The following is a 26,625-nucleotide window of genomic DNA, read 5'->3' as shown; positions in this document are numbered from 1 at the left end:
TTTGCCTGGCAGAAAATTCTCAATCTAGGCGGGCACCTGCTCGCCGCGATCAATACCAAGAGGTAGAGAATCATGCCTAATTCAAGAAACTCGAACTCGGGAAACTTCGCCAACGATCGAACGAAGGCGTCTGAAGCCGGTCGCAAAGGTGGGAAAACCACGACAACGACGGTCGATAAAGAGCCTGCGAAAACAGAAACGGGCCGCAAGCCTGCTCAGAAATCGAAGTAGTCGGTGAAGGTAGTTTTGATTGAGAGGCGGGGGCGCAAGCTCCCGCTTGAATTCAGCAAGAAGGAGGGCGCGACCATGAGCCGGATGGCCACCCACGTACGTCGTTTAAGTTTTGTCACCGTTTTAGGGTTATTCGCCAGCAGCGCCTTTGCCCAGTCGCCTGCCGAATTCATCAATGATGCTTCAGCCAAAGGCATGGCCGACATCGAAGCCAGCCGTTTGGCGCACCAGAAGTCCGAATCCAAAGAGGTCAAGGACTACACCATCGTCGTCATCAACGACCGCACCACGGCCAATCAGCACCTGGCGAAAATCGCCAAGAAGCTCGACCTGCCCGTCGCGCCGCGTGACGAAATGGCCGACAAGGCCAAGGAAATGATTTCAGAAGTCAAAGACGGCGCGACCTTCGATCAGGCCTATGCCGCCAGTCAGGTCAAAGCCACGGAAGAAGCCATTCAGCAGATTCAGCAGCAAGCGCAGACCACCGACGTGCCGGAGATCAAAGCCTTCGCCGATGAGATCTTGCCCAAGCTGCAAAACCATCTGCAAATGGCCCGGGCGCTGCAAGCCAGCCGTTAATCTCAAACTTCAAATAAAAACGGCGCCAAGGCGCCGTTTTTGTTGTTCAACACTCATTCAAATCCTGCTTCGGCTTGCTCTTCTCACCCAACCCCTCAAGATTGAAAACCTCTCCCTCACCCATCGTCCGGTAGTGCTTGCGCAACGCTTCCAGCTGCTTCAGATCCAGTGCCTCCAGCCCCAGCATCGCGTTCTGCGCCTCTTTGGTCACCCGTAGCAACTCATCAATCTTCAGATGCAGGATGTCGGTGTCACGGTTCTGCGTGTTCTGGATCAGGAACACCATCAGGAACGTGATGATCGTCGTCGAGGTATTGATGACCAGTTGCCAGGTGTCGTTGAACTGAAAAACTGGCCCGCTCATCCCCCATATCGCAATCAGGATCAACGCGCCCATGAAGGTCGAGGGGCTACCGGCCCAGAGAGCGAGTTTCTGCGAGATCTTGGCGAATTTCATGGCTGTATTCCTTATTGGTAAGCGCTTGAAATACAGACCTCTGCTGAGGTGTGAAAATTCTAATTACAACTCCGCGAACGTTGCTCGACGTTGGTAGGGAGGCCAGGTTTGTCCGTTAGCTGTATCGTGGCGGCACTCGCTTTTCGCCCCCGACAGGAGAACGCAATGAGTTGGTCCGCCAAACAATACGTCGCTTTCGAAGATGAACGCACCCGCCCGGCCCGCGATCTGCTCGCGGCGATTCCCACGGCTGACGCGCGGTCGGTGGTCGATATCGGTTGCGGCCCCGGTAACTCGACGGAGTTGCTGGTGCAGCGTTTTGCAGGGGCAAAAGTCAGTGGGTTGGACAGTTCGCCCGACATGATCGACGCCGCGCGCAAGCGCCTGCCGCAGTTGCAGTTTGATGTGGCCGAGATTGATCAATGGGCTGATGAAGGGCCGTTCGATGTGATCTTTGCCAATGCGGTGTTGCAGTGGGTGCCCGATCACGCGTCTTTGCTGCCGGCGCTGGCGGGCAAGTTGTCGGCGGGGGGCAGTCTGGCGATCCAGATGCCGGACAATCTCAACGAGCCATCCCACCGGCTGATGCGCGAAGTCGCCGCGAACGGCCCGTGGGCCGGCAAACTCGCCGGTGCGGCGGGGCAGCGTACCGAGGTGGCCAGTGCCAGCGAATACTTCTCGATGCTGCGACCGTGCTGCGCCCGGGTCGATGTGTGGCGCACCACCTATCACCACCAGTTGCCCGGCGGGGCGGCGGGGGTGGTGGAGTGGTTCAAGGGCAGTGGGTTGATTCCGTTTTTGAGTCCGCTGACTGAAAGCGAGCGGGGGCAATATCTGGAGCTGTATCTGGCGGAAGTTGAGAAGGCTTATCCGGCGTTGGCCGATGGTTCGGTGCTGTTGCCGTTTCCGCGGTTGTTTATCGTCGCGACGCGCTGAGGGTAATCCTCAGGCGTACTGAATCTGTGGCGAGGGGATTTATCCCCGATGGACTGCGCAGCAGGCCTTTTTTTGGGGGGCGCTGCGCACCCCATCGGGGATAAATCCCCTCGCCACAGTTGTGATTGATCGTTCCTAGCGCTGCACCGCCACCAACATCATCATCGGCCGCTCCCGCTCTTCAGCCAGCGCCGGTTGCGCCGCCACTTCCGCATCGCTCGGCCCCCACTCGTTGACGTGGCGAATGGTAAATCCAGCGCCAATCAGTGAATTCAGTAACGTGCCGACAGTACGGTGCTGCTTGATCACACCGTCCGCCAGCCAATTGGTCACCCTCTCGCCCTCCCTCTGATAACTGTCCAGCGGCCAGCGTTTGCGGCCTTCGCTGTCGACCAGCCAACCGGGATTACGCGGCGCCATGAAGATCGGATGCTCGATGGAAAACACAAAGTGTGACCCCGGTTTCAGCGCCGCATAGAGGTGAGTAAACAGCCCCGGCAGATCCTTGATGTAGTGCAGCGCCAGCGAGCTGTAAGCCAGGTCGAAACTGCAGGCGGGCAAGTCGAGTTGTTCCAGGTCGGCCCGTTCATAACGGATGTTCGCCGCCGTAGTGGTTTCGCGTGCCCGTTCCAGCATCTTCTCCGAAACGTCCAGGGCCAGGACGCTCGCGGCGCCGTGTTCACTGGCCCAGCGGCTGAACCAGCCATATCCGCAACCCAGGTCCACCACGTTCAGGCCGTGCATTGATGGCAATAGCGCCTTGAGCGCCGGCCATTCCGGCGCGGCATCGAGGCCGCCGATGGAGCGGTTCATCTGGCTGTAGCCCTGGAAAAATTCGGGATCGTCGTAGATGTTTTGAGTCATGGGGAAGTGCTCTTTTGAGTTCGTTCGTCAGCGGCACAGCGGCCGCGATTGGGATTCCCTCGAAAGTGATGACGCGTATTCGTCGATGGCCGCGCAGGGGGAGGGTGGTGGTTGATGGGGAGATGCTATCGGGTCGGTTGGAAAGTGAGAACCGGGGGAGTGTTGTTGATCTGTAATGTCGGACGATTCCCCGGGTTTTCTGGATGTGTAAACGCTTTCTGCTGGCTGCGTTTAAAGGCGTTCGATGTTACGTCCTGAAGCCTACAAATCCTTGCGCCGTTGCCTACCGCTACGCCAGAATCCGCCGGCTTGTGCGCCTTGGAGGCGGTCGGTAACTTGGTTCGCGTCACTGATTTCCAGTGAACGGGTTTAGCAGCCCGGCTAGGTTTGACCAACGGTTGCACGTGCATCTTCCAGTCAGGTATTCGCCTGCGCTTGATGGTGGCTGTGCGCATGGCATCTTCGGATGCGCCGGGTTTTTGGTCTTCCTACCGGTCTGCTAACTTGCGTACAGCTGCCACCCTTTCGTATAGCAGCGGGATGGTTGCGGTTACCGATAGAGGAAGATTCCATGTTCAAAATTACGCCAAACCCGCCAGACACCGATCCGGCATCCCCCTACGAATCGCCCGGTTCGAAGAAATTCCACGAAGCCGCTGAACGCGCCCTCGACCACTACCTCAGCCCCGCCGCCCAAATCATGGGCTCAACCAACGAACCCGAACCGATGTTCCTCGCCAACCCGAAGTACGACACCGAGTCCCTGCTGGCCAACGCCAGCGAAACCCTCGGCTCGGCCACCACCCTGCTCAACAACTTTGCCGCGATGCTCGACACCTCACACCGCAAGACCGCGCTTGGCATTGCGCAGATTGTGATGTTGAGTGAGTTGGCGGTGAATAAGGCGCTGGATAACGTGGTGCCGGCGGCTTAACCACAACGTTGAAAGCCAAAGAAACCGGCCAATTAGAGCCGGTTTCTCGAGGCTGCTGACTGGCAGCAACTTCACACAAGTAGCGCGATGTTTTGATCGATTCGATGTTGAATGGTGCGAAGGGTTTCTCGGGTGATCACCCCCGGATACGAGCTTTCGGCGATGGCTGAAAATCGGCTTGCCACCTCGCAGAATCGGTCAATGATGTCTGCGGCAGTTGCCGCTGCCACCTCAGCTTCCACTGCAAGGTTGAGCAGGTTTTCTCGTCCAATTTCTAAAGCTTCACCCATCACGTCCATCTGATGATAACCACCGGGCCCCTCGCAGAAGGTCACGTCGTAGGCGGGCGCTAATTTCCAATCTCCGCCAGGCGACATGATGTAAGCAAAGTTCTTCGGATGGTCGTCTCGGTTGTTGAACGCGACATTGAAGACGATTCGCTCAAACGCGCTCGCTTTCTCTCGGACGTCGTTGGTGCACTTTTGAGTCGCGCGCAAGAAGTTGACGTAATCCAAAGAGCCTGGGGATCTGAAATCTGCACCGGTAAAGGCTGCGAGACTTTGCATCGGCACCCGCAGATTGTTTTTTCGATCAAAGCGTTTAGTGGCGAAAGCGGCCATTCCCTCAGACAGGCTGAAATAACGAGTGTCAGGAGTCTGGATACCGCACAAGCGTAAGCATTCGGCATAGACCATTTCGATGGCACATACCTCGGGATGTTCTTGCTGCGCTGGAAACTTCACCAGCCAGGCTTCGAAATCAGGCGTGGCTGCCGTGGTAAAGGTATCGTTTTCTGGATCGCGATAGACCAGCGCTTTTGGTCGTGCCCCTTGGGGAGAGCCTCCCACCAGTAGCAGCTTCTGAAGAAGCTCTCCACCTTCACCTTTGAGCACTTCCTGCACTTCGGCCGCGAGCAGTTCGATGGGAACATGCATTTGCGGTTCCAGTGCCTCGGGTGCAACAGGTTCGAACGACATGGCGCCCATGGCATTGTTGCCAATGTAGGCCAAGCGCTCCAAAGGACCAACGCGCGCGGGGTTGAGGCCGCGACGTTTAAACAATCGGTCCATCAGTAACAGGCCCCAGCCGTCGGGCAGGGAGTCATAAACGGGTCCGGGCAGTCCCATCTGATGTGACGGGAAATCCCTGCTCAATTTGGGCCCCTGTAAAGGAAGCCTCAAAGAGGAGAGTTCCAGCCCTCTTTTTTTCGCCTCGTTGCTGAACTCAAACACAATCAGCGGGCGACCGGTCAGGGCTTTCGTGGAAGCAAGAGTGCCCCACCGCCAACGTTCACCCCAGCCCTCGTAATAAACGTCAACTTGCTCAAGCATTGTCGGCTTTCCTTTTGATGCGATGACGCTTGGCAGTGTTTTCGTAGCGAATGAGGTCGTCCAGGGTTTCAAGTTTAGGCAAAAACAGATCTTCGAGTTCCTTGCCGCGTCCAAGAACCATGGCGACTCGCACCAGATTGTCGAAACCCACATTACGCCCGGCTTCAAGGTTTGACACCGTGTTCGTCCCGATACCGGCTCGTGCGGCTACGTCCGCCTGTGTCATCTCCAGAGCCAATCGTTCTGTGCGCAAGCGTTGGCAAATCCGTTTCACGATCTCGCTTGCGGTGCTGAGGCTTAAATCCAACATGTCGTATGTACCGTAGGCGTAAGTGCTATGACACCAGGAGTTCTGAGTTGACTGACATTCAGGCTTGGTTGTCAGTGCACAATATACTGTGGCTTAAACGACAAAATCTTATTTAACTCACGTAAAAATGGAATTAGGCATGCTTGGATAGGGTAGGGTCAGCGCAGATTGAAGCGACAAAACTCAACCCTGCTGCAAAACCTTCAAAGCCGCCGAAGCCAGAAACCCAGAACGACTCTTCTCTTCCGGGTGGTGCAACACGTATTCATCAATGCGATTAAGCAAATGCCCCGGTAGGGTGATGTTGAGCTTCTGGGCTTTGCCCAAATACTTCACGACATCAATATCCACCACTGCCCACGCGCATCCCGCGTACTTGGGATTGGCCACGTTCACGCCAAGTTTGCTGGCAGCCGGGATCGGCGCACCGTCCTCAGCCAAAATCTCGAAATGCCCCTCAATGGCCTCCCGAGCCATGGCAACGGCATCATCCAGATCATCGCCCGCTGAAAAACAACCGGGAATGTCCGGTACTTCCACGCCCCAGGCGTGTTCCTCATCACCTATTGAAATCGCAATCGGGTAGAGCATATTCGTTGACCTCCATGGTGCTACTGACTGAGCAAGTCAAAGCAGCGCCTGTTGCAAAATACTGATGGCCGTTTTCTTCAGCAGATCCTTCTTTGGATGCGGCACCGTGACCAGCCAGGGCTTGGTGGGATGCTTGAGGTGATGGTGACTGCCTCTGACTCTCACTAAATACCAACCGTCTGCGACGAGCTGGCCGATTAAAAAACGGCTGTTCACAGCACCTCCTTGTGGTGTGCTTGGTGGCTACTATACCTACCGATTTTCTCTGATCAACACTATAACCACCGAGCGGTCATCGTCCATTACTCGGCTCAGTGGTTTGAAGCAGTCTAGGTAGGGAAGCAGCGAAGGAATGGAGGGTGTGTTGCAGGCTTTTTCGTTGTTTCGACAGTCTGGAATGAAGCCAATTTTCAGACACAAAAAAACCGGCCATCAAGGCCGGTTTTTTTCTATTCCTGCATCCCCCGTCAAAAAACAACGTGAGACAAAAATTCGATTGGAGCGGGTGAAGGGAATCGAACCCTCGTTATCAGCTTGGGAAGCTGGAGTAATGCCATTATACGACACCCGCTCAGAGCGGCTGACTTTGTACCAGACTCGGCCACGGATTTGAAGTTTTCTTTTGCTCGCATGGCGTTGCAACGTTGAAAACGGTCAATCGCGGGCAAGCCCGACGCGTGCACAGATGCACACATCTCATACCGGCAGACTTGCTCGCGACGACGCTTTTTCAAATGGCCAGTGCATGGTGATCCTGAACAAACGAGTAACGCGTTCGGCTGGCCTGCTGCGCCGGTTTCAGAAAGCCGAGCAGGGCGTTCTGGCTATCGCGGCACGCAGCCTTGTGCTCCATGTCGAGAAAGTGCCCGGTGGCTTGCAGGGTGGTGAAGGTACTTTGCGCCACGTGGTTGCCGAACAGGCGCGCGTCTTCGGCGGCGGTGTATTCGTCCCATTCGCCGTTGAGAAACAGCACAGGTACGTTGATCTTTTGCGCCGCGTTCAGGTAGCACTGACGATCGCTGTGCAGTACGTCGCTGATGTGGAAGTGCATCTGCCCGTATTCGTGCTCGGCCAGGCTGCTGACGTGGCGGTAGTTGAAGCGTTTGAACAGCGACGGCAGGTGTTTGCCGATGGTGCTGTTGACCAGTTCGCCGACCCGGTCGCCGTCGCGTTGGCCGAGGTAATCGACGCCGCGCTCCAGGTAATCGAGCATGTGCGCGTTGATCACTGGTGAGAACGAGCTGATCACGGCTTTTTCGATGCGCCGTGGCTGGTGCGAGAGGGCAACCAGGGTTGCAGCGCCGCCCCATGAGAACGACAGGACGTGCTCGGCGGCGAAGTGGTCGATCAGCTCCAGCAGAATCTGGCCTTCGACGTCCTTCGTCAGATGTTTCTCGTGGCGGTTGTGGGCTTTTGACCGGCCCGCGTAGGGCTGGTCGTAGCAGACTACGTTGAATTGCGGGTGCAGATTTTTCACGGTTTGTGCAAACGACGCAGTCGTGGCCATCGAGCCGTTGACCAGGATGATGGTCTTTTCTGCGGCGTCTGCGCGATAGAACTCCGTGTAAACCCGATACTGACCCTGTATATCCAGCACAGCGATTTCTGGCCTCATGTCATAAGACTCCTGGCAAGCAAGCGGGTATGCGCGCAAATAGAGATTGCACGAGCTTTGTGACAGGTAGGCATACGCCTGGAATTTGCTGGCCCATGTCGATCCATGACAACGGTCGACGGGTATTGTTATTGGCGGGCAGTTTGCCGGGGGAAGGCGGAACCTGAGGGTTCTCTACCGGCAAAAAGTTTCTTGGATGTATGTTGTGACTCATCGGTCACAATCTGGCCGACGTCCTGATTCAAGCAGGGGCGGGGGGATCGCGCAAGTGCCGTCGGTAGATTGTTCGACAACTTCTGCTGAGCGGTCGCCTGCTTAGAACAAATGAATCTCTTCGGTGCGCAAAGCACGGTACTCGCCCGGTTTTAGCGCGTTATCGAGCAGCAACGGGCCCATGGATTCGCGGTGCAGACGCAGGACTTTGTTGTTGAAGTAACCAAACATGCGCTTCACCTGATGGTAACGACCCTCGACGATGCTCAGGCGCGCCGACCTCGGGCCGAGCAGCTCCAGTTGCGCAGGTTGCGTGGTCAGATCCTCGAAAGCGAAGTAGATCCCCTCGGCAAACTTGAGCGCATATTCCGCGCTGATGTCCTGCTCGGTTTCGACGTAATAGACCTTCGGCAGTTTGGTTTGTGGCTGGGTCAGACGCCGCGACCAGGTGCCGTCGTTGGTGATCAGCATCAATCCGGTGGTGTTGAAATCCAGGCGTCCGGCGATGTGCAAGTCGTCCTTGTCCGGCTCATCCATCAGGTCAAGCACGGTTGGGTGTTGCGGGTCACGAGTGGCGCTGACGCAGCCCGGCGGTTTGTGCAGCATGAAGTAGCGCGCTGGTTTGCCGAGTTGCAGCACGTCGTCATCGACTTCGACGCGGCTGAATTCCAGCACTTCGCTGTGCGGGTCGCTGACGACTTTTCCGTCAACGCGCACGCGCTTTTCCACCAGCAACAGGCGAACCTGCTGACGGTTGTAGCGGGGCAGGTTGCTGAGGAAACGGTCGACACGCATGTTCAGAATTCGAGGAATGAAGGGGCGCGCATCTTACGGGATCGCCGGTTTGGCCGCTTGCAGTTGCGCCTCAACCTGCGCGCAACGCGGGCACAGGCAGGATTTGTCGCGCAGTGCTGGCGGCAAGGCCTCGAGCACCGCCGGGTCGATGCTCACGCCGTAGCACCAGCAGGCGCGGTCGGCAGTGCGCGGGTCGGCCAGTGTGCAGTCGTTGCGGGCGCCGCAGGCCGGGCAGAGGTCGGGTTTAACGTCGGATTCAGGCATAAGTCGAGTGAGGCATTTCCACGCAGGTGCGGTTACGGCCGGTTTGTTTGGCCCGGTACATTGCATGATCGGCCCGCGACAGCAGGCTGTGCAAGGTGTCATCGCCGGATCACCGGCTAAATGGCATCCTTGCAGGCTCACTCCTACAGGATCAGTTCAGGGTTTTCAGATACGCCCGCCACCCGCCCAGATGACTGATATCCACGGCGCCTTCCAAACCATAGGGCTCGCAGATAAACCCGCTCTCCCAACGGCCATCCGCCAGTTGCACCTTGCCCAGCCCGAGCGGGGCCGGAATACCGGTGAGGAACGATCCCAACTCGCTGCTCGGCAACTCCCAGACCTCCACGGCAATCGCCACGCCGCCGTCCTTGACGCGAACCATGCCCGGACGCAACGGCGGACCGCCCGCCAGGGCATGCAACTGGTAATCCGGTGAGCTGTGGGTTGCTTCGATCAGCTGTCCGCCGCGCTGCGTCAGTTGCCAGTTCAACGCCAGCCCTTGCAGATGCGCGCCGCACACCACCAGTCGTGCCCGGTCGTGGCGCGCCACGGTTGCAGGCGTCGGCAGGCTGGCGTCTTGCTGGCGCTGCAATGCGTCCGCGACGCTCAACAGATACTGATCGGTGAAGGCTCGGCCAAACAACGTCACGCCCCACGGCAAGCCGTTGGCCATGAACGCGCTCGGCACGGCGACGGCGGCGTAATCGAGCAGGTTCATGAAGTTGGTGTAGTAACCCAGTTCGGAATTGCGCAGCACCGGTTCGGCGTCCAGTTCGGCCCGTGTCACGGGGCGGCCGATGGTTGGGGTCAGCACGCAATCGAGGCCTTCGAGTGCCTCATCGCACTGGGCTTTGAGGGCTTGCAGTCGATACTGCGCACGGAATGTCTGCACGCCGCTCACCGCCGGGGCCTTGGCCAGTACCGCACGGATCACCGGCAACACCGCTTCGGGATTTTCCTCCATTAGTTCCCCTGCCACGCTGTAACGCTCGGCGACCCACGGCCCGTCATACAGCAAACGCGCGGCTTCAAGGAACGGTGACAAGTCCAGTTCGACCGCTTCACCCCCCAACGCTTTCAGCCGTTCGATGGCATCGCCGAACAGCAGCGGGCCTTCGACGCAGCCGAAAAATTCAATGTCCTGCGCGCGCGGTACGCCAAAGCGAAAAGGCCTTGGCGCGCCGAACGCCGAGCCGTCGTTCCATGCCGGATTGCGGCGGCTGTATTCGTCGCGCGGATCGAGTGTCGCCGTCAACGCCAGCAACTGACTGGCCTCGCGCGCAGTCGCGGTAAACGTAGTGACGCAATCCAGCGTGCGGCACGCCGGCAGCACACCCGCCTTGGAAATCAGGCCTTTGCTGGCCTTCAATCCGACCAGATTATTCAGCGCCGCCGGCACCCGGCCGGAACCGGCGGTGTCGGTGCCCAAGGCGAAACTCGCGACGCCCAACGCCACTGCCAGTGATGAACCGGCGCTGGAGCCGCCGGACGGATACTCCGGCAACACGCTGTTGGGGCAAGCGCCATACGGCGAGCGACTGCCGTTGAGGCCGGTGGCGAACTGGTCGAGGTTGGTCTTGCCCAGCGGAATCGCCCCCAGCGCCAACAACTGCTCGACGATGGTCGCCGAGCGCTCCGCTACATAGGCGAACGCCGGGCATGCGGCGGTGGTGTTAATGCCGGCCAGATCGATGTTGTCCTTGATCGCAAACGGCACGCCGTACAGCGGCAGGCTGTCCGGTTCGCGACCGTCGAGGGCGGCGAGGTAGGGTTCCAGTTCTTCTACGCTGAGCAGGTGGATGAACAGGTGATAGTCAGGGTTCAGCGCGGCGGCTTTGTCGCGCAGCATCGCCAGCAGTTGTCGCGGTGTGGTGTCGCCGTTGCGGTAGGCCTGGCGCAGCGTATCGAGTTGCAGATTCATCAGTTGATCCTTTTCCAAATGGGTTCAGTCGAGTCCCAGCACCACGACCCGTTGTCCGGCGCGTACCGCCGAACCCGGCTGCACGCGAATCTCGCGCACCACGCCGGCCATCGGTGCGAGCAGCGGAATTTCCATCTTCATCGACTCCAGAATCACCAGCACATCGCCGGCCGCGACACGGCTGCCGGCCTCGACCTGCACCTGCCAGAGGTTGCCGGCGATGTGGCTGTCGACGCTCTGCTGACCGTCGGCCAAAGGTGCGTCTTCGGTTGATTCGGGCACGGCTTCTTCACTGTCGAAATGTGCCTGGCCGCTGGCGATCCAGCGTTCGCGCTCGGCGCTGAATGCGCTCTGTTGTTGGCTACGAAACGCGCTGATGCCTTCGGCTTCACGATTGAGAAAGGCCTGGTAATCGGCGAGGTTGAGCTGGCTGTGTTCGATGTTCAGATCGAATCGGCCGAGGGGGAAATCCCGGCGGATGCGCAGCAGTTCTTCGGCGCTGACCGGGTAAAAACGGATCTGATCGAAAAAGCGCAGCAGCCATGGTTTGCCGTCGAATGCCGCGACGTCGCGGTAGCGATTCCACATCTGCAACGTGCGCCCGACGAACTGGTAGCCGCCGGGGCCTTCCATGCCGTACACGCACATATAAGCGCCGCCGATGCCCACGGAGTTCTCGGCGGTCCAGGTGCGCGCCGGGTTGTATTTGGTGGTGACCAATCGGTGCCGCGGATCAAGCGGCGTGGCCACTGGCGCGCCGAGATAAACGTCGCCAAGGCCCATCACCAGATAGCTGGCGTCGAACACCGTGCGCTGGACTTCGTCGAGGTTGGGCAGGTCGTTGATACGGCGGATGAACTCCAGATTGCTCGGGCACCAAGGCGCGTCCTTGCGCACGGTGGTCATGTATTTTTCGATGGCCAACTGGCAGGCCGGATCATCCCAGGACAGCGGCAAATGGACGATCCGTGACGGCACCTGCAAGTCTTTGGCGGCGCACACCGCATCCCATTCTCCGGCGACAATGCCGAGCAGATCCGCCAGCGGCAGTTGTTCGGGCTGGTAGTGCACTTGCAGCGAGCGGATGCCCGGGGTGAGGTCGATCACGCCGTGCAGGGCTTTGCTTTCCAGAGCCTGCATAAGGGCGTGGGCGCGGAAGCGCAGAACCAGATCGAGCTCGGGGGCGCCGATTTCCAGCAGCAGATGGGTATCGCCGGATACGCGCCCAACGAGGCGCATATCACCCTGACCCAACTCCAGAACCACAGGCGACAAAAGCCCCTGTAGGAGTGAGCCTGCTCGCGATGAAGTTGATGCGGTGTCTGATCTGGCCTCATCGCGAGCAGGCTCACTCCTACATTGATCCCAATAGCTGGCGAGATCGCGGGCGGTTGTGAGGTCGACCGGGATGAACTGGATCTTGTCCCCGGCCTTGAGCTGGCCGAGCTGCCACAGATCCGCTTCGATCACTGTGACCGGGCAGACGAAACCACCCAGGCTGGGGCCATCCGGGCCGAGGATCACGGGCATGTCGCCGGTGAAATCCACCGCGCCGATGGCGTAGGGATTGTCGTGGATATTCGAAGGGTGCAGGCCGGCCTCGCCGCCGTCGGCACGAACCCACTCGGGTTTGGGCCCGATCAGGCGCACGCCGGTTCGGCTGGAGTTGAAATGCACCTCCCACTGAGTGGCGAAGAAGGTGCCGATGTAGTTTTCGGTGAAGTATTCAGGCGCCCCGTGCGGGCCGTAGATCACACGAATCTGCCGCAATGCTGGCAACGCAGTGACATGTTGTTCGGCCAATTGTTGCCCGGCGCTGTGATCGATCAACGCAGGCACATGCAACACGTCACCAGCGCGCAACGCGCGACCGCCATGCCCGCCAAACTGGCCGAGGGTGAAGGTGCTTTTGCTGCCCAGATAATCTGGCACCTGCAAGCCGCCGCGCAGACACAGATAACTGCGCGCTCCGGCGCTGCTGATGCTGCCAAGGTTTAGCGTCGCACCGGCCGGGATCAGCAGCGCGGTGTTCATCGAAACGGCTTCACCGTCGAGGGTCAGGGCAATTGGCGCGCCCGTCACCGCCACTACCGCCGCGCAATTGAAACGCAGCAGCGGGCCACTCATGGTGATCTCCAGTGCCGCTGCACCGTCGGCATTGCCGAGCAAGCGATTGCCCAGACGCAGCGCGCGGCTGTCCATCGGCCCCGAGGGTGGCACGCCGACGGCCCAGTAACCGAGTCGGCCGGGATAGTCCTGCACGCTGGTTTGCGTGCCGGCGCTGAGCACTTCGAACGTGTTGGCGCGGTACACCAGCGCTTCCAGGCAACGGGTCCACGGCTGACCGCTGGCGAACGGTGCGTCGAGCAGAATCTGGCGCAGATAATCGCGGTTGGTTTCGACGCCGTACAACACGCTGTCACCGAGTGCCTGATGCAATTCGGCACGGGCCTGCTCACGGTTGGGGGCCCATGTGATGACTTTGGCGATCATCGGATCGAAGTACGGCGGGATCTCGCAGCCCGCCTCGACCCAGGTGTCGATGCGCAACTGAATGCTGTTGGCCGGTGGAAATTCCACGGCGGTCAGCAGGCCCGGGCTCGGCTGAAAATCACGCCCCGGATCTTCCGCATACAGGCGCGCCTGGATCGCATGGCCTTCTGGTTTCAGCTCCTGATACAACACGCTCAGCGCAGGCAAATCACCCGCCGCCAGTTCAACCATCCAGCGCACCAGATCCACGCCCCACACCTGTTCGGTGACGCCGTGTTCGACCTGCAAACGGGTATTCACTTCGAGAAAGTAGAAGCGCTGCGCATCGCTGTCGAATACGAACTCAACGGTGCCGGCGCTGCGGTAATTCACCGCTTTGGCCAGTTTGATCGCCGCCGCGCACAACGCGTCGGCCATGCCGTCCGGCAGGTTCGGCGCCGGGGTTTCTTCGAGGACTTTCTGGTTGCGCCGCTGCACCGAGCAGTCGCGCACGCCGAGGGCGATGACTTCACCCTGGCCGTCGCCGAACACCTGCACTTCCAGATGCCGGGCGCGCTGAATGTACTTCTCGATGAACACTCCGGCGTCACTGAAGTTGTTCTGGCCGAGGCGTTTCACCGCTTCGAACGATTCGCTCAGTTCGCTGGCGCTGCGGCACACGCGCATGCCGATGCCGCCCCCGCCGGCGGTGCTCTTGAGCATCACCGGGTACCCGACCTGTTCGCCGGCGATCAGTGCGGCGTCGAGGCTGTCGAGCAGTTCGGTGCCTTCAAGCATCGACACGCCGTGTTGTTTGGCCAGCGCGCGGGCGGTGTGTTTGAGACCGAATACCCGCAGTTGCTCGGGTGTCGGGCCGATGAAGGCGATGCCCTGAGCTTCGCAGGCTTCGGCGAACGCGGCGTTTTCCGAGAGGAAGCCGTAGCCGGGATGAATCGCCGTAGCGCCACTGGCTTTGGCAATCGAGAGGATTTTTTCCACCGCCAGATAAGTGCCGGCGGCGGCACCCTCGCCGAGGCTGTGGGCTTCATCGGCCTGCATCAAGTGCAGGCTGGCGACGTCGGCTTCGGAGTACACGGCCACGCCTTTGACCTGCAACTCGCGCAGCGTGCGCAGAATCCGACAGGCAATGGCGCCACGGTTGGCGATGAGGATTTTTTCGAACATGGCATAACCCCTGAAGGGGATGCGGGCCGTCCCGCAGTTTTTCGAAAGGCATCCGGGCCGTCCCGGATGAAAAAAACACAGTTCAGAACACCACAGTTGGATTAGTGGTGTTCCCGTGATTTCAGGCACTGCCCGGACCGGGCCTGGCACAAGGCAAACAACCAGCGGCGCAAACGGCTGAATTTCAGTTCCATACCAGCAGCTCCGCAGGGGTCGGGTTGTAGGCGTTGCACGGGTTGTTCAGTTGCGGGCAGTTGGAGATCAACACGATCACGTCCATCTCGGCACGCAGGTCGACGTACTTGCCCGGTGCGGAAATTCCGTCTTCGAACGTCAACCCACCGTCAGCGGTGACTGGCACGTTCATGAAGAAATTGATGTTCGGGCCGATGTCGCTTTTGCCCAGTCGTCCGTCGTGGACGCAGGCGCGCAGGTAGTTGTCGCGGCAGCTGTGCATGTAGCGTTTTTCCAGGGCATAACGCACGGTGTTGCTCTCTTGCGCACACGCGCCGCCGAGGGTGTCGTGGCGGCCGCAGGTGTCGGCAACGATGGTCAGCATCGGTTTGCCGAGGTTGGAATAGAGCACGCTGCCGGTGCTCAGGTAGACGCTGTTCTGTCGGCGCAACGTGCGCTGCACGTCGTAGCGTTCCTTGGGGTTGGCAACGCTGTAGAACAGGGTATCGACGGCTTGATTGCCTTCCAGATCGAGAATGCGCAGGGTCTGGCCGGCCTTGACCTCCATCAGCCAGGGTTCGCCGGCGGGGATGGTCGCGCGGTAGACCGCATGCTCGGGCAGTCTGTCGGGGTTAGCAGCGGTAGCGATGGCGAGTGACATGGCAGCGATCCTCAGGCGAACAGACGGTCGGTGTTGATGAAGCCGCGCTCGTTTTCCGGGCGCGAGGTGCGGCAGTGTTCGGCGACACTTGGGTCGGCGTTCATCCAGCTCAGCTTCAGGGGTTTGGGGGCGTATTCGGTGGACGGGTCCATCGGGTGTTGCAGGGCGGTGAGGACGACGAGGGTGTCCATCGGCGCGTACAACTCGATGTAGTCGCCAGCCTTGGAATTACCTTCGACGAAATGAAAATGTCCGGCTTCATCGACGTTGACCCGGCTGAACAGATTGAGGGTCATCAACAGGTCGGACAGGCCCAGGCCCCACTTGCCCAGTTCCACCAGCAGGTTGTCGGTGCCGTTGCGGAAAAAACCGTTGCGCAGTTCCTGATAGCGGCCCTGGCCGTACTTCTGCGCGACTTCCTCGGCGCAGAGCACGCCGCCGAGGCTGTCGCTCCAGCCGCAGGTGTCGGCAGTGATGGCGGCCAGCACGCGGCCCATGTCCGAGTACAGGCAATGGCCGGTGGTGAGCTTGGCGGTGTGTTGGCATTTGAGGCTGTCAGGCAGGTTCAGCCGTTCGGTTTTTTCATTGGCGTTGAGCAGGGTCAGGCTGACGTTGGCACCGCCGCGCAGATCGGTCAGGCGCAGCAATTGGCCGCGCTTGAGAACGAAGGAACGGTGGCCGCCGCCGGGCAGCATTTCTTCGGCGAAGGGCGGAAACAATTGGGTTGAATCAGTCATTGCAGCAATCCTCTCAAGCGGTTCGAAGTGAGCCCGCCAGGTTCACCGGCAAGGCTTCGACGGCGGCGCGCTGGGCGCGGCGGTCGGTGTTCAAAGGGATGTCGTAGGTGATGCGCGCGCCATAGGCGCCGGGGGCGTGAGGGTCGAGACGAACCTTGTCGAACACCAGCAATCGCGTGCCGAGGCTGAAGCCTTCGGACAGGTCATGAGTGACCATGAACACCGTCAGTTGCGTCTCGCGCCACAGCTCCAGCAGCAGGGCATGCATGTCTTTGCGGATGCCGGGATCAAGTGCGCCGAACGGCTCGTCGAGCAGCAACACGCGCGGTTTCATGATCAGCGCCTGGGCAATCGCCAGTCGCTGTTGCATGCCACCGGAGAGCTGCGCCGGGTACTTGTCCAGTGCATGGCCGAGGCCGACTTTGTGCAGCAGCGCCGAAGCCTGCTCACGGGCGTCTTTTTTGGCCGTGCCGAACAACCGCCCGAGCAACGGTGCGCGTGGCAATTCGAGCCCGATCGCGACGTTGTCCAGAACGCTCAAGTGCGGGAACACCGAGTAGCGCTGGAACACCACGCCACGGCTGGCGTCCGGCTCGCAGGCCAGTGGCTGACCATCGAGCAGGATCTCGCCACGGCTGGCGGTTTCCTGGCCGAGCAACAGGCGCAGAAAGGTCGATTTGCCGCAACCGGACGCGCCGACCAGCGTGCAGAACTCGCCCTCGTTGACCTGCAGATTCAAGCCTTCGAGCACCACTTGATCGGCGTATTGCTGCCAGACGTTTTTTACTGTGATGAAGCTCATTTGGCGGCCCCCTCATACCAGGGGAATGCCCGGCGGGTGAGGGATTTCAACCCCCAATCCATCAGCCAGGCGAGGAGGGTGATCCACGCCACGTAGGGCAGGATCACGTCCATCGCCAGATAGCGACGTACCAGAAAAATCCGGTAGCCGAGGCCGTCGGTGGCGGCGATGGCTTCGGCGGCAATCAGGAACAACCACGCCGAGCCGAGCATCAGGCGCAGCGAAATCAGCAGGCGCGGCAACAGTTGTGGCAACACCACGCGCAACATCAGGGTCCAGGTCGAGGCACCGAGGGTCTGCGCCTTGATCAGCAGTTCGACGGGAATGTCCCGCGCACGCTGTTCCAGATCCCGGGCCAGTGCCGGGGTGATGCCGATCACGATCAGCATCACTTTCGACAATTCACCGAGGCCGAAGACGATGAACAGAATCGGCAGAATCGCCAGCGGCGGCACCATCGACAGCACCGTCAGCAGCGGCGACAACGGTGCGCCGAACAACGGCAGGGTGCCGGCGGCGATGCCCAGACACAGCCCGGCCAGCGCGGCGATGCCAAGGCCGATGGCCAGACGCCCCAGACTCGCCGCGGTGTCTTGCCACAGCAGGTATTCGCCGGTGCGACTGTCGGCATGGAAGGCCAGGCGTTTTACCGCGTCGGTCATCTGCACGGCGCTGGGCAGCAGTTTGTCGTTGGGGTTGTCCGCCAGGCGTTCGGCCGAGCCCATGAAATAGGCGAACAGCAGCAGAGCGAACGGCAGGATCACCAACAGCAGGCGACTCGGGCGATCCGGGTGGCGATTGATCAGGCGCATGGCCAAATCCTCCGTGGCTTACAGCTTGGCGTCGGCGGCCATCTGCACGTAGGTCGGATCGAAACGCAGCTTGAGGTTGCTGGAGTCGCCGCTGGTCACGCCGTTGGCGAAAGCCATGCCGACCGCACTGGTGTCTTTGGCGCCTTCACCGAGCAAGCCGTGCTGGAACGAGAACTCGGCGACTTTGCGCATGGTTTCCGGCAGTTGTTTGCTGGTGGCAAAGGTCAGGGCTTCCTTCGGCGTGGCGAACAGTTTGGTGGTGTCCAGTTGCGCCTGGAATCCGGCCAGATCAGTGCCCGAGGCTTTGGCCATGTGTTCCAGCGCGGCTTTGCTCGCGGCGTTTTTTGCATTCATCAGTTCGACCACTTCGAACCAGGCGCCGGTCAGCGCTTTGCCCAGCGCCGGGTTGTCTTTGAGGGTGGCGCTGTTGACCACCATCATGTCCATGATCTCGCCGGGGATCTGGCTGGAGTTGAACACCTCAGTCACGCCGGGCTTGGCCTTGATGTCCGAAAGCATCGGGTTCCAGGTGGTCACGGCGTTGACCTGGTCGGTGTTGAAGGCGGCGGAGATATCGGCGTCGGAGGTGTTGACCACTTTGAGGTCTTTCTCGGTCAGGTCGACCGAATCCAGCGCGCGGGCCAGCAGGTAGTGGGACACCGACAGTTCGACCAGATTGACGTCCATGCCCTTGAGATCGGCGACTTTCTTGCCTTCACCCTTGAGGACGACGCCGTCGTTGCCATTGGAGAAGTCGCTGACGATCAGCGCGGTGCTGTCGACGCCGCCGGCGGCAGGGATGGTCAGCGCATCCATGTTGGTCATGGTGCAGCCGTCGAACTGGCCGGCGGTGTACTGGTTGATCGATTCGACGTAGTCATTGAGCTGTACGACGTCGATCTTGATGCCGTACTTCTTCGCCCATTTGTCGACGATGCCTTGGCTGCCGGCGTATTCCCATGGCATCCAGCCGGCGTAAATCGTCCAGCAGACACTGAAGTGGTCTTTCTGCGCGGCGGGGGATTGGGTGCTGACCAGTGCGGCGAAGGCGGCGGCGAGCAGGGCGGGCAAACGTAGTCGGGACATGGTGGGTTCTCCAGTTGATCAAGGGCGGACAGGAAGGCAACGCGGCACCGCGAACGGTGGCTTGTCTCCCGGGCTTTTGTCCCGCCGTGTAACCTCAACAGGAGGTCGCCAACTCTCGGACCAGCCACTCGCGATTGCGAGCCGGAACCCTAGTCAGCCATTGCAAATTGTGGTGCCGCGAACCTGTGATGACTCCTGCACGGGTTTGCTAAAGCGAGAGGCGTGCCAAGTCGCGTCGAGCCCTCTGGCACGGGCCTGCCGGTTCAATCCGGTTGTGTTTGCGAGCGAGGCGGCGCTTTGTGTTGGTGCGCGGCTGCACCGTGATGCAGCGTACGGGCCACGGGAGCATTGTTGGCCCGGTGAGTAGGGTGATCACGGCCGCGTATATCCCGGCGGGCCCCATTAATCAGCCGCTGAATGACCGCGTTGGCGGATGAACAAGGTTTCATAAATCACTTGTTTCAACTTGTTGCAGGAACGCACCAGATTCCGAAAACGCTGTCAGATAATTCGTCAGTCACCGAATAAACGACTGACGCCTGCCAGCGTCGCTGGTGTGGCTACCCGCGGTCCAGGAGGCCGCCATGTATCGCCGAATCCTACTGCTTGCCGTGATGTTTTTTTCCATTGGCGGATGTGTCCCTTATTCATACGGAGACAGCTATTACAGGTCAGAGGTCTACTCATCACCCGCGCCGGCGTACTACAGCGGCGGCACGTACTACACGCAGCCGCGCTACTACCAACCCGCACCGCGTTACTATCAGCAGCCGCGCTATTACCAGGCAGCGCCACGCTACTATCAGCCGGCCCCGCGTTATTACGAGAGCCGTCGCTGGCACGGCAATGACCGCGGACGCTGGGATGGCCACCGTCGCGGCGGTTGGGACAACGATCACCGCGGTCGCGGCAACTACGACCGCCACAGCGGACGCGGCGACCACAATGGACGTGGCAACCGCTGGTAACCACCCACAAAAAAGCGGCGCATGAAGCGCCGCTTTTTTTGTGCCCGCGATTTCTGCACAAGAAGGCTAGTACTGCGTCAGATCCGCCAAAGGATGCCGCCCCTCCCAAACCTTATGAAAATGCGCCTCGACCACCGCATCCGGCACACTGCTGACGTCCGGCCAGTGCCAGTGCGGCTTCTGGTCCTTGTCGATCAATCGCGCGCGCACCCCTTCGCTGAACTCCGGATGCCGGCAGCAATTGAGGCTCAGGGTGTATTCCATCTGAAAGACTTCAGCCAGTGACATATAGCGCGCGCGGATGATCTGTTCCCAGACCAGATGAGCGGTCACCGGTGAGCCTTCGCTCAGGGTCTTGGCGGCGCGGGCGAGCAACGGGTCGCTGCTGTCGCGTTGCAGACTGATGGCTTTCCAGGCGCACGCTACATCGCTGACGTCGAGCAGTTCGTCGATTTGCTGACGACGCGGCAACCACTGCGCCTCGGGCAACTGCGCCACGGCTTCCTGCTGCAAGGCCTTGAGCAGGCTGTTGAGTTGCATCGCGGTCTGTTCCTGCCAGTTCAGTTGCAGCAGGCCTTCGATCAGATCCGGTTGTTGTTCGTCGAGCAGGAAGCGGTCGGCCAGTCCCAGATCGATCGCATCACGCCCGTTCATGTGCGCGCCGGTCAGGCCCAGAAACAAACCGAGCTTGCCGGGCAGTCGTGACAGGAACCAACTGGCGCCCACATCCGGATACAGGCCAATGGTGATTTCCGGCATGGCCAAACGGCTGCTCGGCGTAACGATGCGTGTGCTCGCGCCTTGCAACAGACCCATGCCGCCGCCCAGCACATAACCGTGGCCCCAGCAGATCAACGGTTTCGGGTAGGTGTGCAGGCTGTAGTCCAGGCGATATTCCGCGGCGAAAAACTGCGCGGCCAGTGGCGGTACTTCGCCGGGGTGGGCGCGACAGGCTTCCACCAGGCTGCGCACTTCGCCGCCAGCGCAAAATGCCTTGGCGCCGTTGCCGCGCAGTAAGACGCAGACGATTTGTGGGTCTTTTGCCCAGGCATTCAGTTTGTCGCTCAGCGCATTGATCATCGGCAAGGACAACGCGTTGAGCGATTTTTCAGCGTCCAGGCTGGCGATACCGAGGCGGGCGCCGTCGGTGCCGGTGAGTTCTTCGAAGTGCAGATTCATCGTGACCTCGATCGGGAATTTGAACGATCAGTATGATCGTTGTGTGGGAAAGTGCCGGATCTGCGTCAGATCAATTGACAAGCGTGTTCGGCTTTCCTAGGGTTCGCCCCATTGTTTTTGCCGGGTATGACCATGACTGCTGACGACCGTATCAAACTCGAACCGAGCTGGAAGGAGGCACTGCGTGCTGAATTCGACCAGCCTTACATGGCAGAGTTGCGCAATTTTCTGCAGCAGGAGCGGGCGGCCGGCAAGGAGATCTATCCGCCGGGGCCGCTGATTTTCAATGCGCTGAATTCGACGCCGCTGGATAAAGTCAAAGTGGTGATCCTCGGCCAGGACCCGTATCACGGCCCGGGCCAGGCCCATGGCTTGTGCTTCTCGGTGCAACCGGGCGTGCCGGCGCCGCCGTCGCTGGTCAACATCTATAAAGAGTTGAAACGCGACCTGAACATCGATATTCCCAGCCACGGTTATTTGCAGAGCTGGGCCGATCAGGGCGTGTTGATGCTCAACACCACCATGACCGTCGAGCGCGCCAACGCTAATGCGCACAAGGACAAGGGCTGGCAGTTCTTCACTGACCGGATCATTGAACTGGTCAGCGAACAGCAGCCGCATCTGGTGTTCATGCTGTGGGGCGCTCATGCGCAGAGTAAACAGAAGCTGATCGATGCGACCAAACACCTGGTGCTGACCTCGGTGCATCCGTCGCCGTTGTCGGCTTATCGCGGGTTCTTGGGATGCGGGCATTTCAGCCGGACCAACAAGTTTCTTGAGCAGAATGGCGAGTCGCCGATCGAGTGGCGTCTACCGCCGGTTTGATGGGTTGACCGGGTTGGCCCTTTCGCGAGCAAGCTCGCTCCCACAGAGGATTTGTGGTGTTCACATAATGTGTGGCAACCACAGAGCCGATGTGGGAGCGAGCCTGCTCGCGAAGAAGGCAACTCGGTCTGTCAGTGTTACTCGGGATTGCGATTCCAATACTTGAACAAAGGCTCCGCCAGAAACAGCACAAACAGCAGCCGCATCACCTGCATCGCCGTCACCAGCGGCACCGACAGTTGCAGGGTTTCCGCCGTCAGGCTCATCTCGGCAATCCCGCCGGGCATCATGCCTAACGTCAGTGAACGCAGATCCAGATGGGTCAACGTACTCAACCCCAATGCCGCCAGTGTCGCGATCAACATGGTCAATGCCGTGCCGATCAGTGTGCGGCCCATGAACGACGGCGCACGCCGGAAAAACTGTCGATTGAAGTGACAGCCCAGACCGCTGCCGATCAGCCACTGGCCAATCTGACTGCCGCCATTGGGCAAACCGATGTGCAGATCCCAGCCGATGCTCACCGCCGCACTCACCAGCAACGGCCCGAACAGCCACGGATTGGGCTGGCGCAGTCGCTCCCAGGTCCAGGCGGCCAGGGCGCCCGCCGGAAACAAAATCGCCAGCCAACGCCAATCGACGCTACCGGCATGAGAAATTGGTGTGCCGTCGCCGAGCAGATACTTGAACGCCGCCGGCACACATAGCACCACCACCAACACCCGCAAACTTTGCCCAGCCGCTACATGGCTGAGCAGCGCGCCATTGCGCGCGCCGAGGTTGACCATCTCCCCGGAGCCACCGGGCATGCTGGAGAAAAACGCCGTGGCGCGATCTTCACCGGTGCGGCGCATCAACCACACGCCGACCACCGCCGACAGGCTGGTGACCAGCGCGCCGAAGAAGATCAGACCGAAGTGACTCAGCACCTGCTCCATCACCACCGGGGTGAAGTGCAGGCCGATGCCGATCCCGACAATCCACTGGCCGCACTTGCGCCCGCCAGGGATTTCCGTGAGTTGCCACGGGGTCAGGCAGCGCACGAGGATGATCGCCAGCAACGAGCCGACCATCCACGGCAACGGCCAGCCGATCTGGCTAGCGACAAAGCCGCCAAGCAGACCGACCAGCGGGGTTCCCCACCAGGTTTTGACGGATGACCAATCAGACATCGGCAATGGCGTGCCGGGCAGCGGAGCGTTTACGCCAGATACGGATGATCGGCATCATCAGCATGATCACCGTCAATACCCAGCAACCGACTGTGATCGGACTTGACCAGAGAATTTCCAGCGCGCCGTTAGAGATCGACAGCGCACGACGCAAGTTTTGCTCCATCAGACCACCGAGGATGAAGCCCAGCAGCAGCGGCGACAACGGGAAGTCCAGCTTGCGCAGGATGTAGCCGAAGATACCGATACCGATCATCAGGAACAGGTCAAACGTGGTTGCGTGCACCGCGTAGACGCCGATCCCTGTAATGATCGCAATCACCGGCACCAGTGCCCAGTTCGGCACGGCGAGGATGCGGGTGAAGATGCGGATCATCGGGATGTTGAGGATCACCAGCATCACGTTGGCGATAAACAGCGACGCGATCAGGCCCCAGACGATGTCCGGTTGTTGCTGGAACAGCAGCGGGCCCGGGGTGATGTTGTACAGCGACAGTGCGCCGATCATCACTGCGGTGGTGCCTGAACCTGGAACACCGAGCGTCAGCATCGGTACCAGAGCACCGCACGCCGCACCGCCAATGGCGGTTTCTGGAGCCGCAAGACCACGCTTGTCGCCCTGACCGAATGTGCCGCTGTTACCGGCAATGCGCTTCTCGGTCATGTACGCCACGGCGCTGGCGAGAGTTGCGCCAGCACCCGGTAGCACGCCCATGATGAAGCCCAGCACACCGCACCGCAGGTTCACCGTGAATACCGAGGCCGCTTCCTTGAAGTTGAACATCATGCGGCCGGTGGCCTTCACGGCTTCCTGGCCGTGGTGGGTTTTCTCCAGCAGCAGAAGGATCTCGCTGATGGAAAACAGGCCGAGTACCAGCACGACGAATTGGATGCCGTCGGTCAGATGGATGTTGTCGCCGGTGAAGCGGTACACGCCACTGTTGGCGTCAATGCCGACGGTCGACAGGAACAGACCGATCAGCGCGGCGATAAAGGTTTTCAGCGGGCGATCACCGGCCATGCCGCCGAGACAGACAATCGCGAACACCATCAACACGAAGTATTCCGCCGGACCAAAGGCAATCGCCCATTTCGCCAGTAGCGGGGCGAACAGCACCATGCCGCAAGTGGCGATAAACGCACCAATGAACGAACTCCACGCCGACAGCGACAACGCTACGCCGGCCAGGCCTTTGCGGGCCATCGGGTAGCCGTCGAGGGTGGTCATCACGGTGGACGCTTCGCCCGGAATGTTCAGCAGGATCGAACTGATCCGACCGCCGTATTCGCAGCCCAGATACACCGCTGCCAACAGGATCAACGCCGACTCCGGCGGCAGGCCGAGGGCGAATGCGATCGGAATCAGCAACGCCACGCCGTTGATCGGGCCGAGGCCCGGCAACAGGCCGACGACGGTGCCGATCAGGGTGCCGCACAGCGCGGTCACGAGGTTGTAGGGACTCAGCGCGACGCCGAAACCCTGACCCAAATAGCCAAGAGTATCCATATCAGTTCTCCAGAACGTCGAGCAGGCCGAGGGGCAGCGGAACGTCCATCAGACGGTCGAACAGCAGGTACAGACCGATCGCCATCAGCGTGGTGACCACGATGCTTGGCACCCAGCGACCGCCATACAGTCGCGCCATCGGAATGCCGATCAGGATGCTGCTGAGGATGAAGCCCAGCGGTTCGAACGTGCCAGCGAACACCAGCAGCAGGACGACGCAAATAGCGATCTTGGTCAGGGTTTCGCGATCCAGTGGCGGCTCGTCTTCACTGTGTTTGATAGGGGCCGGGCGGAACACCATGTACAGCAGCGCCGCGCCCATAAGGCCGAGCATCAGCAGGGGAAAGGCGCGCGGGCCGACGGGTTCGTAGGAAAAAGCCGCTTGATACGGCCACGCCATCAGGGCCAGGCCGGCACAGGCCAGCAACAGCACCGAGGCGAAAATGCGTTGAATAAGCATGGGAGCTCCTGTGCTGCGTCCCCGTCATCGGGAGCGCAGCCGCTAGACAGAGACGATCACTGGATCAGGCCGAACTCTTTGGCCAGCACTTTGTAGTCCGCGACCTGCTTCTTCACGTAGGTGTCCAATTCCGGCCCGGTCATGGCGAACGGGAAGAGTTCACGCTGATCGCGCAGCTTGGCGAACTCCTCGGAGGCCAACAGTTTGTCGAACGCGTCTTTCCACCAGGCGTAGTCTTCATCGCTGACTTTTGGCCCGAGGTAGAAGCCGCGCACCACCGGCCAGACGATGTCGTAGCCTTGCTCCTTGGCGGTCGGAATGCCTTTCATTTCCGGCTCGTCGAGACGCTTCTCGGAGAACACCGCCAACAAGCGCATATCACCGCTCTGAATGTGCGGCATGGAGTCGGAGATGTCGGTGCTGCCGACCTGGATGTGACCGCCGAGCAGGGCGGTGGCGATCTCGCCGCCACCTTCGAGGGCGACGTAACGCAGGTCACGCGGGTTGATCCCGGCAGCCTTGGCGATCAGCGCGGTTTGCATCCAGTCCTGGCTGCCGACGGTGCCGCCGGAACCGATCACCACGGAGCCTGGATCTTTCTTCAGTGCCTGAACGAGATCGTCGAGGGTCTTGTAGGGCGAATCGCTTTTCACCGCGATGGCGCCGTAGCTGGTGCCGACCGCTGCGAGCCAGCGCACATTGGTTTCATCGAAACGCCCGAACTTGCCCTGGGCCAGGTTCAGTAACGAACCGCTGGACCATGCCACCAACGTGCCGGCATCCGCCGGGCGTTGTGCGACCACTGCGTTGTACGCCACCGCGCCCACGCCGCCGGGCATGTAGGTGACGCGCATCGGTTTGCTCAGCAGTTTTTCGTTGACCAGCGCGCTCTGCGCCAGTTTGCAGGTCAGGTCGAAACCGCCGCCCGGCGAGGCCGGGGCGATGCATTCGGGACGTTTCGGTTCGGCCATGAGTTGGCCGGCGAACAGGACACAACTGGCGGCGAGTGCCACTTTACGCAGTGATAGGTTCATTCAAGTCTCCACGGGCATTGTTGTTATTCGACGTGTTTTTCAGCAACGGACATTTACCAAAGGACAACGCTATAGCTCATCAGCAAACGCACTTCGTCTGCATCGCGAGCGGAGTAGCTGGAACGGTAAGTGGCATTACGCAGGCGCACGGCGACATCCTTCAACGCGCCGCTTTGTACGACATATTTGATCTCGGTGTCGCGCTCCCACGCTTTGCCTGGCAAAACGCTGCGGCGAAAAACCGGCGAGGGCGGCGGCACTGGCGAAGGTGGCGTGGCTGAAGCGGGAGGGGCGAAGAGGCGTTAGAGCCTTGGTCTGCAAGGACGGCATGCGCGGGGTGCTCCGTTTATTGTTCTTATTGGTCGAAAACGCTTCGTGGCGTTTTTCGTAACGCTGTGTGGCAGCAGCGACGGCAGTCGGAACTGTCCGTGGCTCGACTCTAACCAGCTAACCTTTCGCTAACCTTTCAACTGGCTTTCACGGTTTTCGGGCTTCACAGCGGCGGTT

General features: G+C 60.2%; 27 protein-coding genes, 1 tRNA gene, 1 pseudogene and 1 riboswitch. Of the genes and pseudogenes, 6 read left to right on the top strand and 23 right to left on the bottom strand.

Annotated elements, in window-relative coordinates:
- Positions 1 to 72 precede the first annotated feature (72 nt).
- Together ACIOVB_RS06900 and ACIOVB_RS06895 are read left to right on the top strand one after the other, a co-directional pair.
- Positions 73 to 231 carry a KGG domain-containing protein gene (locus ACIOVB_RS06900; RefSeq protein WP_080762009.1) on the top strand — a complete coding sequence of 53 codons (159 nt, stop codon included), beginning with the start codon at positions 73 to 75 and terminating at the stop codon, positions 229 to 231.
- 75 nt (positions 232 to 306) lie between these two features.
- Positions 307 to 810, top strand: coding sequence for a DUF4142 domain-containing protein (locus ACIOVB_RS06895; RefSeq protein ID WP_401266095.1), 504 nt, complete (start codon positions 307 to 309; stop codon positions 808 to 810).
- A gap of 46 nt (positions 811 to 856) precedes the next feature.
- Here the strand turns inward: ACIOVB_RS06895 and ACIOVB_RS06890 are convergent, their stop codons facing one another.
- Complete coding sequence (locus tag ACIOVB_RS06890) at positions 857 to 1,267, bottom strand: low affinity iron permease family protein (RefSeq protein WP_187680130.1); 411 nt, start codon at positions 1,265 to 1,267, stop codon at positions 857 to 859.
- Positions 1,268 to 1,432: 165 nt separating this feature from the next.
- On the opposite strand from ACIOVB_RS06890, the gene tam reads away from it, so the two are divergent.
- The gene (tam, locus tag ACIOVB_RS06885; RefSeq protein WP_401266092.1) at positions 1,433 to 2,203 is read left to right on the top strand and encodes a trans-aconitate 2-methyltransferase; all 771 of its coding nucleotides are present in this window, start codon (positions 1,433 to 1,435) and stop codon (positions 2,201 to 2,203) included.
- 135 nt (positions 2,204 to 2,338) lie between these two features.
- Here the strand turns inward: tam and ACIOVB_RS06880 are convergent, their stop codons facing one another.
- Positions 2,339 to 3,067: a class I SAM-dependent methyltransferase gene (locus ACIOVB_RS06880; RefSeq protein WP_401266090.1), complete on the bottom strand. Its 729-nt coding sequence runs from the start codon at positions 3,065 to 3,067 to the stop codon at positions 2,339 to 2,341.
- Positions 3,068 to 3,638: 571 nt separating this feature from the next.
- On the opposite strand from ACIOVB_RS06880, the gene ACIOVB_RS06875 reads away from it, so the two are divergent.
- The gene (locus ACIOVB_RS06875) at positions 3,639 to 4,001 is read left to right on the top strand and encodes a DUF6124 family protein (protein WP_401266088.1); all 363 of its coding nucleotides are present in this window, start codon (positions 3,639 to 3,641) and stop codon (positions 3,999 to 4,001) included.
- A 71-nt stretch (positions 4,002 to 4,072) separates the two neighbouring features.
- On the opposite strand, the gene ACIOVB_RS06870 is transcribed toward ACIOVB_RS06875, so the two are convergent.
- The 15 genes from ACIOVB_RS06870 to ACIOVB_RS06800 form a co-directional block, all read right to left on the bottom strand.
- A complete protein-coding gene (locus tag ACIOVB_RS06870) occupies positions 4,073 to 5,332 on the bottom strand; it encodes a type II toxin-antitoxin system HipA family toxin (RefSeq protein WP_401266086.1) in 1,260 nt (419 codons plus the stop codon).
- On the bottom strand, positions 5,325 to 5,642 hold the full coding sequence (locus ACIOVB_RS06865) for a helix-turn-helix transcriptional regulator (RefSeq protein WP_401266083.1): 318 nt from the start codon (positions 5,640 to 5,642) through the stop codon (positions 5,325 to 5,327). The genes ACIOVB_RS06870 and ACIOVB_RS06865 overlap by 8 nt, the downstream gene beginning before the upstream one ends.
- 183 nt (positions 5,643 to 5,825) lie before the next feature.
- On the bottom strand, positions 5,826 to 6,233 hold the full coding sequence (locus tag ACIOVB_RS06860) for a type II toxin-antitoxin system HicB family antitoxin (RefSeq protein ID WP_137218087.1): 408 nt from the start codon (positions 6,231 to 6,233) through the stop codon (positions 5,826 to 5,828).
- A 36-nt stretch (positions 6,234 to 6,269) separates the two neighbouring features.
- Complete coding sequence (locus ACIOVB_RS06855; protein WP_401266080.1) at positions 6,270 to 6,449, bottom strand: type II toxin-antitoxin system HicA family toxin; 180 nt, start codon at positions 6,447 to 6,449, stop codon at positions 6,270 to 6,272.
- A gap of 281 nt (positions 6,450 to 6,730) precedes the next feature.
- Positions 6,731 to 6,804 (bottom strand) — tRNA-Gly (locus ACIOVB_RS06850).
- Between the two features lie 159 nt (positions 6,805 to 6,963).
- Entirely contained in the window at positions 6,964 to 7,848 is an 885-nt protein-coding gene (locus tag ACIOVB_RS06845; protein WP_401266077.1) for an alpha/beta fold hydrolase, read from the bottom strand.
- 315 nt (positions 7,849 to 8,163) lie between these two features.
- A complete protein-coding gene (locus ACIOVB_RS06840; RefSeq protein WP_401266075.1) occupies positions 8,164 to 8,856 on the bottom strand; it encodes a pseudouridine synthase in 693 nt (230 codons plus the stop codon).
- A 33-nt stretch (positions 8,857 to 8,889) separates the two neighbouring features.
- Positions 8,890 to 9,120: a cysteine-rich CWC family protein gene (locus ACIOVB_RS06835; RefSeq protein ID WP_187680140.1), complete on the bottom strand. Its 231-nt coding sequence runs from the start codon at positions 9,118 to 9,120 to the stop codon at positions 8,890 to 8,892.
- A 151-nt stretch (positions 9,121 to 9,271) separates the two neighbouring features.
- Entirely contained in the window at positions 9,272 to 11,044 is a 1,773-nt protein-coding gene (atzF, locus tag ACIOVB_RS06830) for an allophanate hydrolase (RefSeq protein ID WP_401266072.1), read from the bottom strand.
- Between the two features lie 24 nt (positions 11,045 to 11,068).
- Positions 11,069 to 14,701: an urea carboxylase gene (uca, locus tag ACIOVB_RS06825; protein ID WP_401266070.1), complete on the bottom strand. Its 3,633-nt coding sequence runs from the start codon at positions 14,699 to 14,701 to the stop codon at positions 11,069 to 11,071.
- A 184-nt stretch (positions 14,702 to 14,885) separates the two neighbouring features.
- Positions 14,886 to 15,536: an urea amidolyase associated protein UAAP2 gene (locus ACIOVB_RS06820; protein ID WP_401266069.1), complete on the bottom strand. Its 651-nt coding sequence runs from the start codon at positions 15,534 to 15,536 to the stop codon at positions 14,886 to 14,888.
- A gap of 11 nt (positions 15,537 to 15,547) precedes the next feature.
- The gene (locus ACIOVB_RS06815) at positions 15,548 to 16,273 is read right to left on the bottom strand and encodes an urea amidolyase associated protein UAAP1 (RefSeq protein ID WP_401266067.1); all 726 of its coding nucleotides are present in this window, start codon (positions 16,271 to 16,273) and stop codon (positions 15,548 to 15,550) included.
- A gap of 13 nt (positions 16,274 to 16,286) precedes the next feature.
- A complete protein-coding gene (locus ACIOVB_RS06810; protein ID WP_401266064.1) occupies positions 16,287 to 17,075 on the bottom strand; it encodes an ABC transporter ATP-binding protein in 789 nt (262 codons plus the stop codon).
- Positions 17,072 to 17,887 carry an ABC transporter permease gene (locus tag ACIOVB_RS06805; RefSeq protein ID WP_401266063.1) on the bottom strand — a complete coding sequence of 272 codons (816 nt, stop codon included), beginning with the start codon at positions 17,885 to 17,887 and terminating at the stop codon, positions 17,072 to 17,074. Before ACIOVB_RS06805 ends, ACIOVB_RS06810 begins: the two co-directional genes overlap by 4 nt.
- Before the next feature lie 18 nt (positions 17,888 to 17,905).
- Positions 17,906 to 18,973, bottom strand: coding sequence for a putative urea ABC transporter substrate-binding protein (locus ACIOVB_RS06800; protein ID WP_187680147.1), 1,068 nt, complete (start codon positions 18,971 to 18,973; stop codon positions 17,906 to 17,908).
- A 63-nt stretch (positions 18,974 to 19,036) separates the two neighbouring features.
- Positions 19,037 to 19,137: riboswitch (guanidine-I (ykkC/yxkD leader) on the bottom strand.
- A 420-nt stretch (positions 19,138 to 19,557) separates the two neighbouring features.
- On the opposite strand from ACIOVB_RS06800, the gene ACIOVB_RS06795 reads away from it, so the two are divergent.
- Positions 19,558 to 19,941, top strand: a complete 384-nt coding sequence (locus ACIOVB_RS06795) for a hypothetical protein (protein ID WP_095187689.1) — start codon at positions 19,558 to 19,560, stop codon at positions 19,939 to 19,941.
- A gap of 66 nt (positions 19,942 to 20,007) precedes the next feature.
- Here ACIOVB_RS06795 and ACIOVB_RS06790 read toward each other — a convergent pair whose 3' ends face one another.
- The gene (locus ACIOVB_RS06790) at positions 20,008 to 21,120 is read right to left on the bottom strand and encodes an enoyl-CoA hydratase/isomerase family protein (protein WP_401266059.1); all 1,113 of its coding nucleotides are present in this window, start codon (positions 21,118 to 21,120) and stop codon (positions 20,008 to 20,010) included.
- Positions 21,121 to 21,252: 132 nt separating this feature from the next.
- Here ACIOVB_RS06790 and ung point away from each other — a divergent pair, with 132 nt between their 5' ends.
- Entirely contained in the window at positions 21,253 to 21,945 is a 693-nt protein-coding gene (gene ung / locus ACIOVB_RS06785) for a uracil-DNA glycosylase (protein WP_401266056.1), read from the top strand.
- A 137-nt stretch (positions 21,946 to 22,082) separates the two neighbouring features.
- Here the strand turns inward: ung and ACIOVB_RS06780 are convergent, their stop codons facing one another.
- The 5 genes and pseudogenes from ACIOVB_RS06780 to ACIOVB_RS06760 all read right to left on the bottom strand — a co-directional run.
- Entirely contained in the window at positions 22,083 to 23,117 is a 1,035-nt protein-coding gene (locus ACIOVB_RS06780; protein ID WP_401266054.1) for an AbrB family transcriptional regulator, read from the bottom strand.
- Positions 23,110 to 24,624, bottom strand: coding sequence for a tripartite tricarboxylate transporter permease (locus tag ACIOVB_RS06775; protein ID WP_401266052.1), 1,515 nt, complete (start codon positions 24,622 to 24,624; stop codon positions 23,110 to 23,112). The genes ACIOVB_RS06780 and ACIOVB_RS06775 overlap by 8 nt, the downstream gene beginning before the upstream one ends.
- A 1-nt stretch (position 24,625) precedes the next feature.
- Positions 24,626 to 25,084 (bottom strand): tripartite tricarboxylate transporter TctB family protein, encoded by a 459-nt coding sequence (locus ACIOVB_RS06770; RefSeq protein ID WP_401266049.1) that lies wholly within the window; start codon positions 25,082 to 25,084, stop codon positions 24,626 to 24,628.
- A gap of 56 nt (positions 25,085 to 25,140) precedes the next feature.
- Entirely contained in the window at positions 25,141 to 26,118 is a 978-nt protein-coding gene (locus ACIOVB_RS06765) for a tripartite tricarboxylate transporter substrate binding protein (protein WP_187680154.1), read from the bottom strand.
- A 53-nt stretch (positions 26,119 to 26,171) separates the two neighbouring features.
- Positions 26,172 to 26,336 (bottom strand): annotated as a pseudogene (locus tag ACIOVB_RS06760) (OprD family outer membrane porin); the annotation flags it as partial.
- Positions 26,337 to 26,625: the final 289 nt, after the last annotated feature.

The organism is Pseudomonas sp. NPDC087639 (assembly GCF_044743385.1).
Classification (GTDB): domain Bacteria; phylum Pseudomonadota; class Gammaproteobacteria; order Pseudomonadales; family Pseudomonadaceae; genus Aquipseudomonas.
Note: the sequence above shows the minus strand (reverse complement) of the source record. Positions and strands in the feature narration are given on the sequence as shown.